Here is a 14,481-nt window from a genome sequence, read left to right on the forward strand (position 1 = left end):
TTATTATCTCCGATGATTCACTTTTACTTCCTCAATCCGCGTATGTGCCAGTTGGGGGTGCGGAATGTGGGTTAAAAGTCACAGAGTCCCGCGCCGGACTTAGGATCAGCCGTTTCCCTACCCGATCGGCTGTACTTCACTCCACTGAAAACCGCTATATTGACAACAGCCTTAATCCATGAAACACCCATAAACGTTCCTGCAGTGTGCCAGTTCCAAGGGTGGAATGCACCAACCACCGATCGCCCACAAACGGTTAATAACATGAAGAAGAAGCCCACCCTCGATCGAAGGTGGGCTATGTTCATGCCAGCTTACCGACAGCTAGGCAATCGGGTCTCTTCGCTGGTAGACGTAAAAGCTGGGAAAAAGATCCGAACGTCCGAAAAAACTTCTCGTCCACCATTAAGCTTCAGTTTACCCAACCGGATCGGGAAAATTGCGCCCGTAGCGATGTTCCTCTGACATCGGGGAACACTGAGGCTTAAACTTTTCAATAGACTTCTGCAAAAAAGTAAGTCAAGGGCCGGCACGATGCCCAACCCCTACTCTGCACAATAATTAAAATTTTTCGAGAAGTCTCATAATTCTTCTCTTTAACTTTGATTTGCCAACCGATTAGGCATCGTGATCGTGTGCAAAACGACGGAACAGGAAATCTAGGGCGTAGTTCCGCAAATTGTAGTATTCCGGATCTTCCATCATTTGAACCCGATCGCGCGGACGGGGGAAAGGAATCTCCAAAACTTCACCGATTGTCGCCGACGGGCCGTTAGTCATCATCACCAGTCGATCGGCCAAAAACAGCGCTTCATCAATATCGTGAGTAATCATCAACACCGTACAGCGGTGATCGTTCCAGATTTTCAGCAACTCTTCTTGCAATTCCTCCTTAGTAATTGCGTCCAGAGCACCAAAAGGTTCGTCTAAAATCAGCACTTTCGGGCGAATTGCCAAAGCGCGGGCGATCGAAACCCGCTGCTTCATCCCCCCCGAAATTTGCGGCGGTCTTTTCTCAGCAGCTTCAGTCAATCCCACCATCGCCAAATGCTCGTTGACGATCGCATTTTTTTCGACCTTCGACTTCTCAGGAAATACAGCATTAACCGCCAGATAAACATTTTCAAACACCGTCCGCCAAGGCAGCAAAGCGTAACCCTGAAACACCACCATGCGATCGGGGCCCGGCTTCGTAATCCGCTCTCCGTTAATCGACACGGTGCCCTGGCTCGGATGGCTAAAACCCGACACCATATTTAACAGTGTTGATTTGCCACAGCCCGAGTGTCCAATCAGAGTAATAAACTCTCCCTCAGCTACATTCAGATTGACGTTTTCTAAAGCCCTGTAACCGTTTGGGTATACTTTATAAACATTGTCCATCACCAAAAAAGGTTGGCGGCGGCCTTTTCCCGGCTGGATTTGAGTTTTGGTGTTCGTCTGGTTTTTAGTGGTGTTGAGCATGGGTTTAGGAAATTGTGATTGGGTGATTTGCGAGGAAAGAAGGAAGAGGCGAGAGGAAAGAAGGAAGAGGGAATTACTAACTAGCAATTAGCAGTTAACAATTAACAACTAACAACCAACAACTAACAACTAACAATTAGCAATTACCCTGTTTTTATCTAACTAAAAACCGCTCTAAGCAGCTCGGCGGCCGGAATCGAGTACAACTTCCGCCATCGTGAAATCGCGTTTAATCGCCAGATTGTTGAGATAGCCGATCGGATCGTCAGCATTAAACACCGAGCCGTCAAACAAGCTGAGAGAACCGCGAGTGTAAGTAATATCAGCCATCCCCAGCTCTCGCGCCGCCGTGCTGAACGCACCGACTCGCACCACCCGCTCCAGAATTTCCACCCAGTTGCGCGGGAACACAGTATCGCCCCAGCGCGCCATCTGCACCATGTGCCAGAGTTGTTCGGTGCGGCTTGGGCGATTCACCCCATCTCCAGAAAACAAGTGGTGGGCGTATTCCCGCATCGGAGTATCGAGGTTGCAAGCAACAGATCTCGGATCGCCTAGTTGGATGTAACTCTTATCAGTAGCGACGTACTCCCTTCCCGCGACAATTTCCGAAACCTCGGCGGCGTGATTTGGATCGGCGCAGTAGTGACAAGCTTCGAGCAAAGCTTTGACTAGAGCAATGTGAGTGTTGGGATAAGCATTTGCCCAGTCTTCCCGAACTCCGAGAATTTTGCCGGGGTGTCCGGGCCACAGTTCCAAATCTGTAGCCACTGTAAAGCCGACTCCTTCCATCGATGCCCGCAAGTTCCAAGGTTCGCCGACGCAGAAACCGTCAATAGTGCCGCCCTGCAAGTCAACGATCATTTGAGCTGGTGGGATATTTTTCAGCAACACATCGCGATCCGGGTCAATGCCACCGGAAGCCAGCCAGTAACGCAGCAACAGGTTGTGCATCGAAGAAGGGTGAACGATGCCCATACGGTGGGTTTGCGCGGGCGTTCTCTGGAGCATTTTTTTAAAGTCTGCCAGAGTGTAGATCCCTTGGTCGTAAAAGCGCCTCGCGAGGGTAATTCCGTTACCATTGCGGCTCATGGTGAGGGCTGTAACCGTCGGAATCGGCTGCTCTTGGTGGCCCCCCAAGCTCAACCACATCGCCATCCCAGAGGGCATTTGGGCTGCGTCTAAGTAACCTGCGGCGATGCCGTCTACGATGCCGCGCCAGCTTGTTTCCCGCACGAGGTGGACTTCATCGAGCCCGTGCTTGGCAAAAAAGCCTTTTTCTTTGGCGACAGCGAGGGGAGCACAGGCGGCTAGGGGGATAAAGCCGAGTTCGAGGTTGACTTTTTCTAGGCCGTGGCGGGCGATCGCGGGTACTTTCCGCGCCCGCAGTTTTTTGACGCGCTTCTGCTGGTTGAGGAAGTAAATCATTTCGCTGCGTAGAGCGTAGTAGCTGGGGTGTGAGACTACTTCCATCCGTTTGCGGGGGCGGGGGATGTCTACTTCGAGAATGCCGCCAATCTTCGATTCTGGGCCGTTGGTGAGCATGACAATGCGATCGCTCAGCAACACGGCCTCATCCACATCGTGAGTTACCATCAGGGCGCTAATTTCGTACTCTTGGCAAATTTCCATCAACTTTTCTTGCAAGTTGCCGCGAGTCAAAGCATCCAAAGCGCCGAAGGGTTCGTCTAAGAGTAACAGTTTGGGGCGCAGGGCCAGAGCACGGGCGATCGCCACCCGCTGTTTTTGTCCCCCTGATAGCAATGCAGGTTGTTTTTCGGCGTGAGGCGTCAACCCCACCATGTCAATGTGTTTTTGAATGATTTCGAGGCGTTCGGCTTTGGGTAAGCCACTCATTACCGAGTCTACCGCTAGGGTAATGTTTTCTCTGACCGTCCGCCAAGGTAGCAGCGAATAGTTTTGGAATACTACCATGCGATCGGGGCCGGGCTGGGTGATTCTTTGTCCGTCGATCGTCACCAATCCTTCTGTCGGTAGATCCAAACCTGCAACCATATTTAGTAGCGTAGATTTACCGCAGCCGGAGTGTCCGATTAAGGAGATAAATTCTCCTTTTTTAATTTCTAAGTCGATGCCTTTGAGGGCTATGTATGTGCCGCCGTCTGTTAAATTAAATACTTTTCCGACTTGTTCTACTGCAATCAAAACAGACATGATTTTCTTGCCTTTTTTGTAGGTTTGTTATTTGACTGTTGACTGTTGACTGTTGACTGTTCGCTGTTCGCTGTTCGCTGTTGATATATAACAGCTAATAGTTAATATATGACTGGATACAGCAACCTGTTTCTTAAATCAACCAAAAAACTTTTTTTAATCCATTAACAAGAGTTTAAAAAAAAGGTTTCTCAGCCAGGGAGTTCGTAATTGCTGTAACCGTGAACCGTCAACAGTCAACCGTCAACAGTCAACCGTCAACATATCTAATTAGCTACTTTCCTTGAGAAGGAGCAATCTTTTGCTGCAACCAAGCCATCATGCGATCGAGCAACAAACCAACTGCGCCAATGTAGAACACCGCTAACAGAATTTCGCTGATGTAGTTTTGCTGGTAAGCATTCCAAATAAAGAAGCCGATACCCGTAATCCCAGACATCACGATTTCCGCAGCAATAATCGCCAGCCAAGCCAAACCGATCGCAATTCTCAATCCTGTGAAGATATAAGGAAGCGCCGACGGAAACAAGATGTTGATGTAATATTCCTTTCGAGAAAGTTGCAGCACTTTCGCCACGTTGTTGTAATCGTCGGGAATTTGGCGAACACCTTCAGCCGTGTTGATCAAAATCGGCCAAACTGAAGTGATAAAAATCACGAACAAAGCAGCAGGTTCGTTTTGTTGCAGTGCAGCCAGGGCAATGGGCACCCAAGCCAAAGGGGCCACCATCCGCAAAAACTGGAAAATCGGATCTAAAGCCTTGTTCAAGAAGGGATTCGTACCTACCACAACTCCCATGCTAATTCCCACAGCGGCCGCGAGAGTGTAGCCTTTTGCCACCCGTTCCAAACTAGCCAAAGTCTGCCAAAATAAGCCGACTCCGTAGGTTTTGGAGTTCATAAAAGGATACAGCAACAATATCCGCGTCCGTTCGTCAGTCCAAACACTGATCGGTCCCGGCAGTTTGATCAGTCCGGTGCTCGACAGGAATTGCCAAACTAACAGAAATCCAATTACTCCCAAAATTGGCGGCAAGATATTCGAGGAATTCTTTTTCCAAAACTCGCCAAATGCTCCTTGGACATCGACTCCGCCTCTCCGACTTGTACTTACAGCCATGCTGCTAATCTCCTATCTCTGGTGCTGTGTATTTTCTAGACTAAATTTCGAGACTAAATTATGGGAAGCTAAGACCCCATCACACTTTTTTAATTGCCAAACTCTTGAGATAAGCTTCGGGATTTTCCGGGTTGAATTCTTTGCCGTCAAAGAACTTTTCAACGCCGCGAGACGTACTTTTGGGAATGTCAGCATCAGCAACTCCGGCTAATTGAGCTGCTTTCTTCCAAATATCTTCGCGGTTGACTCTATCGATGAGTGTCTTTTTGTCTGCCAAGGTTTTTGTCGGCAGGAAACCCCAGCGCACGCTTTCGGTAATGAACCACAAATCGTGACTCTTGTAGGGATAGGAAACGTTGCCGAGGTCGTCTTTCCAGTACAGCGGACTGCTCTTGAAGTCGTTGATGTCTGGTTTGCCGTCGCCCATAACATAATTGCCTTGATAAGGAGGCGTCAAAACACTCGGAGATACGTCAAAGAAGTTTCTTCCAGAAACAATGGCGACTAATTCGGCTCGATGTTCGGGTTTGTCGCACCACTGCTGGGCCTCAATTAGTCCTGCGAGTAAGGCTTCGGTGGCTTTGGGGTGTTTGTCTACCCAGTCGCCGCGAATTGCTAGATATTCCTCTGGGTGATCTTTCCAGATTTCGGAGGTGAGGGCGGACATGAAGCCGATGTTTTCTTTGACAATCCGCAGGGGCCAGGGGTCGCCGGTGCTGAAAGCGTCCATACTTCCAGTTTTCATGTTGGCGACGGTTTGGGCAGCGGGTACTGTTAGCAACTCGGCATCTGTGTCGGGATTGATGCCGTTAGCTGCCAGCCAGTAGCGAATCCAAAAGTCTTGGTTGGCTTTGGGAAAAGTGTAGGCTGCTTTGAACGGCGTGCCTGCTTGTTTGAGGCCTTTGATGTAGTCTTGGGCCGCTTGATCTAGTTTAAGTCCGAGGCCTTTGCCTTGGTGTTTGGCCGCGATCGCAATTCCATTTCCGTGAGTGTTCAACTGGGCCAGAACATACATGGGAATTTGGACGCTGTTTTTGGTGATCAGACCTTGACTAATTTGATAAGGCATCGGCATTTGCCACTGGCCGCCGTCTATGCCGCCACCTGCCGATCCAATTTCTAGGTTATCTCTGGCAGATCCCCAGTTGGCTTGCTTAGCAACTGTTACCTCAGTCATGCCGTATTTGGCAAAAAAGCCTTTTTCTTGGGCAATGATTAAAGGTGCTGCTTCGACGATCGGGATATATCCCAATGTAATTTTAGTGCTTTCAATTCCTTCGACTCTTTTCTCGTTGGCAACAGCCACTACTGAGGTAGCCGCGGGTATTGCGCCGCCAGCACCGACACCGCTACCACCGCCCGCAGTAGCACCGGGTTCGGGGGGATTGCCCAAACAGCCTTTGAGCAGTATTGAACCCAGGGCAGATGCACCTGCTGTAACGATAAATTTACGCCTGGAAAATTGATCGGAAAATCTTGTCATAGTCTAGCCTCGCTGCAATTCATAATCTTCTGTAACGACATCACTGAAGTTTATCAAGGCGCTTTTTTTCTGTTCGCTAATGGAATTTAGCGAACTGTTTTGAGCGCTGGTTGGCAGGAGGGAGCAAAAGATTTATCGCTAGCATAAGTCTTTAAACTATCCCTGCTGATTTGACTTTTTTGATTAATATCGATATTTCGATCGGCCCAGTTGTGTGAACTCACTTTTTGCGAGCGGCACGTTTCCTTGACTTGATAATTAACTCTACCGTAATCTTGCGCAAATTATAAAACAATTATTAAATTCAATTGATAAGTAAATCTTTTGGGATCGCGCTATCGATAACGAACCGTTGGGAAGGGCGATGTGGTTTGCTTATCAAAACTGGTTCCAACCAAGACTTGCTGGGCAAGGGTTGTAGCGAATGGCGATCGGGGCAATTCAAATCTCTTGTCAATAAGCGGCAAACATCGCAGCGATCGCACATTTACTTTGTTAATATATCTCTACTTTTTTTTAACCAAATTGTAGTTTATTATACAGAAATAATTGACATTTTACGAATGTGCTGTTTTAAAAGGGTTAAGTGGTTTTCATTGGTGGACTAAAATTGGCGATTAATCGTAAGTAATTTACCGGATATGATATGAAGTGGGCTTTTAGGTTCGATTTCTGTAAAACAGAGAAACCCGGTTTCTTGAAGAAACCGGGTTTCTAAACACCCGAAATTACTAAGGGATCGCAGTACCTACAAATTCGATTAGTTGGGCGGATCGAACCGGTTGACCGACAAAGCAACACCGATCATGGGCAGGGCTACGCCGAAGCAAATCAACCACTGATCCAGATTCATCGGAGCCGTCTCAAATATGCGATTGACAAACGGAGAATTAGCAAAGATAATCTGCAAAATTATCGCCAGGACAATTCCCACACCGAGGGCAGGAGCGCCGCTAACTTCTTCCTTAGAACCGCTAAACTTAGCAATCAAAGAAGGCAACAACTGGCTGAGACTCAACAAGTAAAAAATTCTCCCCATTACCAAAGCTTGAATCGCCATCGTGCGGGCCAGTGCCAAAGTTCCCCAATCCGCTTGGCGCACCCATTCAAACATTCCGAAAATCAGAGTCCAGTTGTAAAGAGAAATAGCGATGATCCGCTTGATCCGATTTCCGGTGAGGAAAGGTTCGTTTACCGGTCGGGGCTGCTGTTTCATGACTCCCGCTGACTTGGGTTCGAAAGCCAGGGGCACAGTCATGGTGATCGAGTTGAGCATATTCAGCCAGAGAATTTGTAGCGACAAAATCGGCAATTCTCGACCGAGGAGGGTGCTGAGCAAAATTGTCATCGATTCTCCGCCGTTGACTGGGAGAATGAAGCTGATTGCTTTGAGCAGATTTTTGTAAACCGATCGCCCTTCTTCGACCGCAGATTCGATCGACGCAAAGTTATCATCGGTAAGAATCATGTCGGCGGCTTCCTTAGAAACCTCAGTACCGCTGCCCATCGCAATACCGATATCCGCTTGTTTCAGCGCCGGCGCGTCGTTAACGCCGTCTCCCGTCATCGCCACGATTTCCCCTTGAAGTTGCAAAGCTTCTACGAGGCGGAGTTTTTGTTCTGGGGCGACGCGGGCAAAAACTGAGCCAGCTTCTACGGCTTCGCCGAGTTCCTGCTTGCTCATTTCGGCGAGTTGAGCGCCGGTGTAGGCTACAAGTTCTCTGTGGTGCTTGGTTTTGCGGAATCCCATGCGGCGGGCGATCGCCTTGGCTGTTGCGATGTGGTCGCCGGTAATCATTTTGACTTGGATGCCGGCGGTTTGACAAGCTTGGACGGCTGCGATCGCTTCTGCCCGCGGCGGGTCAATCATGCCTTGCAGCCCCAAGAAAACCAGGCCTGACTCCAAATCCGAGTGATCGACGGAATTTTGGCTTTCGGGTACTGGCTTTTTCGCTAAAGCCAAGACGCGCAAGCCTTGCTTTGCCATTTCATCCACTTGGTGGTGGATTTGTTCGCGATCGACTTCTACCGGATTTCCTTGGGTATCGAGACTGGAACCGCAGCGGCCGAGAATTGATTCTACTGAACCTTTGACGTACAAAATTTTGCCAGTGGGAGTTCGGTGCAGCGTCGCCATGTATTGAAACTGAGATTCAAAGGGAATTGAATCCAGCCGCTGCATAGACTTGGACAAAATTTGCTGGCTCAAATCAGCTTTTTTGGCCGCAGCAATTAACGCTCCCTCTGTCGGATCTCCGACGACTATCCAATTATCGTCTTTGAATTCCAACTGAGAGTCGTTGCAAAGGAGTCCAGCTTGCAAACATTCTTGCAAAGTTGGAGTTTGGCTGACAGTAATTGGCAGTTGGTTGAGTTGAATTTCACCTTCGGGGCTGTATCCCGTACCCGTAACCGAGTAGGATTCGCCGCCAGAATAGATTTCTTGCACCGTCATTTGGTTTTCCGTCAAAGTTCCGGTTTTGTCGGAACAGATGACTGTAGCGCCGCCTAGGGTCTCTACAGCGGGCAATTTGCGGACGATCGCGTGGCGATTTGCCATCCGGGAAACGCCTACGGCTAGGGTGACGGTAATGACGGCGGGTAAGCCTTCGGGAATTGCGCCGACAATCAGGGCGACTGCGGGTTCGACTGCTTCTTTAAAGGCTGAAACTCCCGGAGGGACTGGCCGCCCCAATCTGACGGCGAAGGTCAAGGTTGCCATTCCCAACACGAATAACAGCCAGTTTTGACTGAATTGGTTGAATTTGCGGGTTAAGGGGGTGGTGAGGTCGATGTGCCGATCTAATAGTTGGGAGATTTTGCCGGTTTCGGTTTTATTGGCGATCGCAATTACGATGCCGCTAGCTTGGCCAAAAGTGACAAAACTGCCGGCATAGGCCATGTTATCCCGTTCTGCTAGTGGCGTTTCTTGTGGCAGAACTAAGTCTCCAGACTGTCCTAATTCTTTTTCGACAGCAACAGATTCCCCGGTGAGTCCCGATTCGTCGATTTGCAAGTCGCGGACTTTCACTAAGCGCAAGTCTGCCGGTACTTTGTCGCCGGAAGTCAGGGTTACTAAGTCGCCGACAACGAGTTCTTTGGAGGGAATTTTTAATTTTTTGCCGCCCCGAATAACTGTGGCTTCGGTGGTGACAGCTTGGGCTAGGGCTTCAATTTTTTTCTCGGCTCCAGCTTCTTGGATGAAACTAATCGTAGCGTTGGTGGTTGTTACGCCCCAAATTACGCTAGCGTTTAGCCATTCTCCGATCACTGCTTTGATTAAACCTGCACTCAGCAAGATGATCAGGAGGGGTTGATTAAATTGCAGGAGAAATTTTAACCAGGCTGGTTTCCCTGCTTTAACGGTTAGTTCGTTGGGCCCGAATTTCTGTTGGCGATGGTTGGCTTCTGTCGGTTCTAAACCGCTTTCCAGGTTGGTTTCTAAGATTGTTGCAACCTTGGATACTTCTAGGTAGTGCCAATATTGCTCTGCTACGTCTACATCGTTGGCGGATCTTGATGGCATTATTCTTCCGGAATATTGGGGGTGTGTGAGGAGCTTCGATCGCTCCTTAATAGGCACGCTCAATACAACTCATCGCTCGTTGGAGCGTGAATATATTGAGCGGCTTAATTGTTTGTTGATTACTTTAACGGGCTGTGACTTACATCTATATTACAACGGATGTGGCCGTTTGTGGCAAGAGATTTGGGGAATTTTGTCCGGCGCTAAATCTTGTTTGGGACTTGGTGGCTAAGGTGGGGAAAAGTCGATCGAATCCCTTGACATTTTGCCAATTTTAGGTGTGGTTGAAGAAAGGCACGACACGGAAGTCACGGATACACGGATTCATTATTGAGCAGGGGTCAGGAGTTATCGATCGCAAAGCGTGTTAAAACTGATATCTTGCACCATTGTCAAGAACAGGCTCTCCGGCCTGTTCCACAAAGAGTGAATTTTCTTGTGGAACAGGCCGGAGAGCCTGTTCCTAAAAAGCTTATTGAGAATGGTGCAACATATGAGTTACAACCGAGTTAAGCGACCATATTCGGAACCTATGGAAATAGTAGTGACGCTGGTGCTGGGTTCGGTGCTGTTGGTCTGGGGAATGCGGTTCAGGCGGGTGTTAATTTGATCGTCCGTTACAGAAGAGGAGTTGTTTAAGGGCAGAAATTCGATCGCCCTGGCTTTGGCGATGCACTCGCGTGCGATCGTTTTGACCCCCTCGCATCCAGGATACAAGCCGCCGGATTCATCCGTCCAGAAATAAAAAACCTGTATCCGATGAAACTTGCCGAACGTATTTATCTCGCGCAAGTCAATGCTTCAATTCTTTAATCTAAAATCTAAAATCTAAAATCTAAAATCGATTGACTTGGATGCCGCAAGTTTGACAAGCTGGGAGGGCTGCCAGATATATTCATGACAATCAAGCATCCAGGATACCCGCCACGTGATTCATTCCGAAAGCAGACTCAGGACCCAGAAATAAAAAACCTGTATCCGAGAAACTGGCCCTCCGAATTTCTCTCGCGCAAGTCAATGCTTCAATTCTTTAATCTAAAATCTAAAATCTAAAATCGATGGACTCAATGCTATCAATTGCTAGTCTGCTAGCCCAAAACACTGAGCACCCTTTAGACAATTGAATTGAGATTTTGGGCTGCATCGTTCAATTGTTGAGTGCCTACTTTGGTTTGAGTAATACCACTAGCGGTTTCTTTGGCAGATAGGTTGAGGCTGTTCATAGCATCCACTACTTGTTTAATAGCAACTGCTTGTTGTTGAGCAGTTAGAGAAATTTGTTGATTGTTTAATACCACATTGTTAACAGCATTTGCTACTTCCGAGAATGCTGCTGCCGTTTCTTGACTGATTTTGGTTCCTTCTTCTACTGTTTTAGTACCTTCCTTTGTCACCGTTACAGTGGAATTTATCGCATTCTTGATATCATCGACTAGGCGGTTAATTTTCTCGGCGGATTTCTTACTTCTATCTGCTAGTTTGCGGATTTCTGTGGCTATGACAGTAAAACCTTTGGCGTTTTCGCCCGCCCGCACTGCTTCTACTGAGGCATTCAGTGCCAGCATATTTGTTTGATTGGCTAAATCTGTGACATCAGTAGAGATATTGCCAATCTGATGGGTTTGTTCGCTCAATTTCAGAATTTGTGCCGCGATTGCCCCGACATTTTCTTTCAATATTGTCATCGATTCCAGGGTTTGCTCCACTGCTAGGGTTCCCTTTTCAGTGCTCTTTAAAGCTTGCCGTGCAGATTCCGCACCAGCTTGGGCTTGCTGGGCTGATTGTTGGGAAGCCGCGCCCAACTCATCCATTGTGATTGTCGTTTGATTTACAGAGCTCGATTGCTGTGCGGCTGTGCGTTCCTGCTGTTCAACTGTGGCCGCAATCTCTGTGGAAGAACTGGCGATGGTATTTGCTACCTGATTGATTGGTCGGATAATTTTATCAAAAATAAATAATACAATAAATGAACCCAATACTACAGCAACAACCGTACCTCCTATAGAAACAATCGTCGCTAATTGCTCCGACTGTTTTGCTAATTTTGTTCGTTGAACCAGTAAAGCATCTTCTACCGTAAGCATTTCGGCCAGCTTATCCCTAATTTCATCCATTAATATCTTGCCTTTACCTGAAATCACCAACGCTCTTAGCTCTGGTTCTTTACCAGCCCTTTTCAGGGATATAGTTTCCGCTAATTCATCGAGTTTTTGCTGACCCAAATTTTCAACTTCCTCCAAACTTTTAACTTGTTCAGGGATATCTTTTATTAACTTTTTTGTCTCATTAGCTGTTTTATAAAATGCTAATTGACCCTTTTTATAAGGTTCTAAAAATTCCTCCTTACCAGTGAAGATAAACCCCCGCTGTCCTGTTTCAGCATCCAATAAAGTTTTTTCTAGGGCTTGCAAATTTGTCTTTACTACATAAGTGTGCGTTTGCCACTCAATAGCTTCGGCTAAATTATCCATACTCAATTTAGTGGCAAATCCGATGCTAATCATTAAGAAAAAAATGGAGCCGAAGCCCAAGGGAACTACTTTACTAAGCCGAATAATATTGTGCCACATTGCACTTTCTACTCCTTGATTCGTTGTTGACTTTGGCGTTGGAACTTGCCGCCTCAATAATTTCCGGCTCTAGTTCACCAAAGTAGTTATTTAATTCCTAATACTCATTCAGAATTAATGCCCCTTTTTTTGTGGAAAAAACTTCCAGCGCTTCTTTTTGCTTTCCTTGCTTTACTAACTCAACCATTGACTCAGACTCATCAACAAAAATCTGACCAAACTTAATGTCGAGCAAGCTATGCAGGTCAAAGCCTTGAGGATTAAGGGTTGTTTTGCCTGCTTCGATTTTGGATAAATCCTGTTTATTCGATTGTAGCGAGAAATTGAGGTATGCAACCCAAACATCGTCAAATTCTCTCCCCCACTCTTCTTATCTCCCACTATTGATTGGGGTTCAAGTCCATCGCATAAATGTTACAACCTAGTTAAGCAACAAAATTTTGAGTTCATGGAAATAGTAGTGACGCTGGTGCTGGGTTCGGTGCTGTTTGTCTGGGGAATGCGGTTCGGGCGCGTGTTAGTTCGCTCTGGAGCGACGGCTAACGATTTGTTTAAGGGCAGAAATTCGATCGCCCTGCTGTTTTTGGGTTTTTATATTGCCTTGCTGCTACTGGCTCTAAATATGCCTCAAATGCCTGCTTTGCCGATCGAGTGGCGTTTTCACGGAATGCGAGTTACTTGGACTTTACTCAGAGTGATGCTGATGGGAGTCTGCGGTATTGGCTTTAGTATAAGTTGGTTGACAGCGCGACCCCAAGTAATCGCAGTAATCTTAATTGGTTGCTTGGGATTGGGAGGATTTACAGGCGCTGAAAACTATTTTATGGCGCCAATTTACGATGATTTAATAGATAATTTGCAGCCAAACGGTGTATTTCGACAAACATCTAGCAGCAGTTGCGCCCCCGCGGCGCTAGCAACAGTGTTGAGGCGTTGGGGAATCGACGCGACGGAATCGAGTGTAGCGCGTTTTGCCGGCACGAGTCGCTTGGGAACTTCGATGCCACAGTTAATAATAGCAGCAAGAGCTTTGGGCATAAATGCGATCGAACTAACGCCAACTTGGGAGCAAATTCAGCAAATTAATCGCCCCGGAGTGCTAGCAGTTTGGCTGTTTGACGGCCCTCGGAAGCTACCCCACGCGGTGGCTTTGCTGGGAATGAATGACAGTGTAGCTGTCATTGGAGACCCGGCACGGGGCAGGATTTTCTATTTAGATAGGGCAACTTTTGCCGAGGTTTGGCGCGATCAATACGTGCCGATTTTCCGGTCTGCAGATATCTTGTTAAGTGACAAACAAGCTATTGACTATTTGAGTAAATTAGGATATAATAGCGGCAATTTAAAAGCAGATATCGAGCGCTTTCAAACAGATAAAAAATTGCAAGTCAGCGGCAACTTAGACCGGATGACTGAGTTAATGTTGAGCGGCAGTTTTTTGCAAGAAGTCCCCAGATTGGATGGGAAATAGTTATTGAAAATCGTCAACCGCAGAGGCACTCTTGACGCAGAGAGAAGAGGAAGCGTGCGGTTTTTTTCAAACAATCTTTGAGTCATTCGTTCATAGCGACCGCAAAAATTCGCTCGCACCTTCGTAGCATGGCTGCCTGAAATTACCGTAAATGTAGGCAGTTGCATCTAATTCCTCCTATATTTTTACGGTCGAGCGCACCTTGAGTACGCCTCACCGTTTTTGACAATTGGGAACAGTTGAATCGCTCATTTTAGGCTCAGACAGCTTGACTTCCCATCCAGGTAAATTCCACCAATTAACTCGCTGATTCGGCTGAATCCAGAAGTTTAGTTGTGTAATCTTACCATCCTCAAATCTGAGTGTGGGAAAGTTAGGATAACTGGTATCATTGGTTTCGCGATAAGTGCGTCCCAGGTAATTTAGGCAGGTCGTTAATCCCTCAGCAATTCCCAATTCTTCGACTCCCGTTCCCTTCAATTTGGCATCATCGTAGCTGAAAGAACCGTCGAATGAATTGCCCGCTAACCCGCCTTTAGTAACAGTAATGGTGAAATCGTAGGTTACGGGAACTGCGTAGGCTTGGGTTGCAGTTATAAGTAGTTAAGCAAAATTAATTACATAATTATCTCCAAATTCTTTAAGAATTTTTTCTACAGATGAAACAAGAGA

At 47.2% G+C, this 14,481-nt stretch carries 11 protein-coding genes; 3 read left to right on the forward strand and 8 right to left on the reverse strand.

Annotation, left to right across the window (positions count from 1 at the left end; all coding sequences use genetic code 11):
- Together QUB11_RS29485 and QUB11_RS29490 are read left to right on the forward strand one after the other, a co-directional pair.
- On the forward strand, window positions 1-182 hold a 182-nt coding region (locus tag QUB11_RS29485), incomplete at its 5' end, for a hypothetical protein (RefSeq protein WP_333392444.1).
- Window positions 160-465 (forward strand): hypothetical protein, encoded by a 306-nt coding sequence (locus tag QUB11_RS29490; RefSeq protein WP_333207148.1) that lies wholly within the window; start codon window positions 160-162, stop codon window positions 463-465. The genes QUB11_RS29485 and QUB11_RS29490, both read left to right, overlap by 23 nt.
- Before the next feature lie 153 nt (window positions 466-618).
- Here QUB11_RS29490 and QUB11_RS29495 read toward each other — a convergent pair whose 3' ends face one another.
- The 7 genes from QUB11_RS29495 to QUB11_RS29525 form a co-directional block, all read right to left on the reverse strand.
- Entirely contained in the window at window positions 619-1,464 is an 846-nt protein-coding gene (locus tag QUB11_RS29495) for a nitrate ABC transporter ATP-binding protein (protein ID WP_333207147.1), read from the reverse strand.
- A 174-nt stretch (window positions 1,465-1,638) separates the two neighbouring features.
- The gene (locus QUB11_RS29500; RefSeq protein WP_333207146.1) at window positions 1,639-3,639 is read right to left on the reverse strand and encodes a nitrate ABC transporter ATP-binding protein; all 2,001 of its coding nucleotides are present in this window, start codon (window positions 3,637-3,639) and stop codon (window positions 1,639-1,641) included.
- 274 nt (window positions 3,640-3,913) lie between these two features.
- Complete coding sequence (gene ntrB, locus QUB11_RS29505) at window positions 3,914-4,759, reverse strand: nitrate ABC transporter permease (RefSeq protein WP_333207145.1); 846 nt, start codon at window positions 4,757-4,759, stop codon at window positions 3,914-3,916.
- Window positions 4,760-4,838: 79 nt separating this feature from the next.
- The gene (locus QUB11_RS29510) at window positions 4,839-6,242 is read right to left on the reverse strand and encodes a CmpA/NrtA family ABC transporter substrate-binding protein (RefSeq protein ID WP_333392446.1); all 1,404 of its coding nucleotides are present in this window, start codon (window positions 6,240-6,242) and stop codon (window positions 4,839-4,841) included.
- A gap of 760 nt (window positions 6,243-7,002) precedes the next feature.
- Window positions 7,003-9,768: an HAD-IC family P-type ATPase gene (locus tag QUB11_RS29515; RefSeq protein WP_333392447.1), complete on the reverse strand. Its 2,766-nt coding sequence runs from the start codon at window positions 9,766-9,768 to the stop codon at window positions 7,003-7,005.
- Between the two features lie 498 nt (window positions 9,769-10,266).
- Entirely contained in the window at window positions 10,267-10,560 is a 294-nt protein-coding gene (locus QUB11_RS29520; RefSeq protein WP_333207142.1) for a hypothetical protein, read from the reverse strand.
- A gap of 320 nt (window positions 10,561-10,880) precedes the next feature.
- Complete coding sequence (locus tag QUB11_RS29525) at window positions 10,881-12,338, reverse strand: CHASE3 domain-containing protein (RefSeq protein ID WP_333392449.1); 1,458 nt, start codon at window positions 12,336-12,338, stop codon at window positions 10,881-10,883.
- Window positions 12,339-12,786: 448 nt separating this feature from the next.
- Here QUB11_RS29525 and QUB11_RS29530 point away from each other — a divergent pair, with 448 nt between their 5' ends.
- A complete protein-coding gene (locus QUB11_RS29530) occupies window positions 12,787-13,809 on the forward strand; it encodes a cysteine peptidase family C39 domain-containing protein (protein WP_333392451.1) in 1,023 nt (340 codons plus the stop codon).
- A 213-nt stretch (window positions 13,810-14,022) separates the two neighbouring features.
- Here the strand turns inward: QUB11_RS29530 and QUB11_RS29535 are convergent, their stop codons facing one another.
- Complete coding sequence (locus QUB11_RS29535; protein WP_333207140.1) at window positions 14,023-14,289, reverse strand: hypothetical protein; 267 nt, start codon at window positions 14,287-14,289, stop codon at window positions 14,023-14,025.
- Window positions 14,290-14,481: the final 192 nt, after the last annotated feature.

This window comes from Microcoleus sp. B6-A1, from assembly GCF_036705085.1.
Classification (GTDB): domain Bacteria; phylum Cyanobacteriota; class Cyanobacteriia; order Cyanobacteriales; family Microcoleaceae; genus Microcoleus.

Bases quoted from the DNA above. Each gene is read 5' to 3' on its own strand.
- QUB11_RS29495 (WP_333207147.1), bottom strand. From the start codon at position 1,464: ATGCTCAACACCACTAAAAACCAGACGAACACCAAAACTCAAATCCAG.
- QUB11_RS29500 (WP_333207146.1), bottom strand. From the start codon at position 3,639: ATGTCTGTTTTGATTGCAGTAGAACAAGTCGGAAAAGTATTTAATTTA.
- ntrB (WP_333207145.1), bottom strand. From the start codon at position 4,759: ATGGCTGTAAGTACAAGTCGGAGAGGCGGAGTCGATGTCCAAGGAGCA.
- QUB11_RS29510 (WP_333392446.1), bottom strand. From the start codon at position 6,242: ATGACAAGATTTTCCGATCAATTTTCCAGGCGTAAATTTATCGTTACA.
- QUB11_RS29515 (WP_333392447.1), bottom strand. From the start codon at position 9,768: ATGCCATCAAGATCCGCCAACGATGTAGACGTAGCAGAGCAATATTGG.
- QUB11_RS29525 (WP_333392449.1), bottom strand. From the start codon at position 12,338: ATGTGGCACAATATTATTCGGCTTAGTAAAGTAGTTCCCTTGGGCTTC.
- QUB11_RS29530 (WP_333392451.1), top strand. From the start codon at position 12,787: ATGGAAATAGTAGTGACGCTGGTGCTGGGTTCGGTGCTGTTTGTCTGG.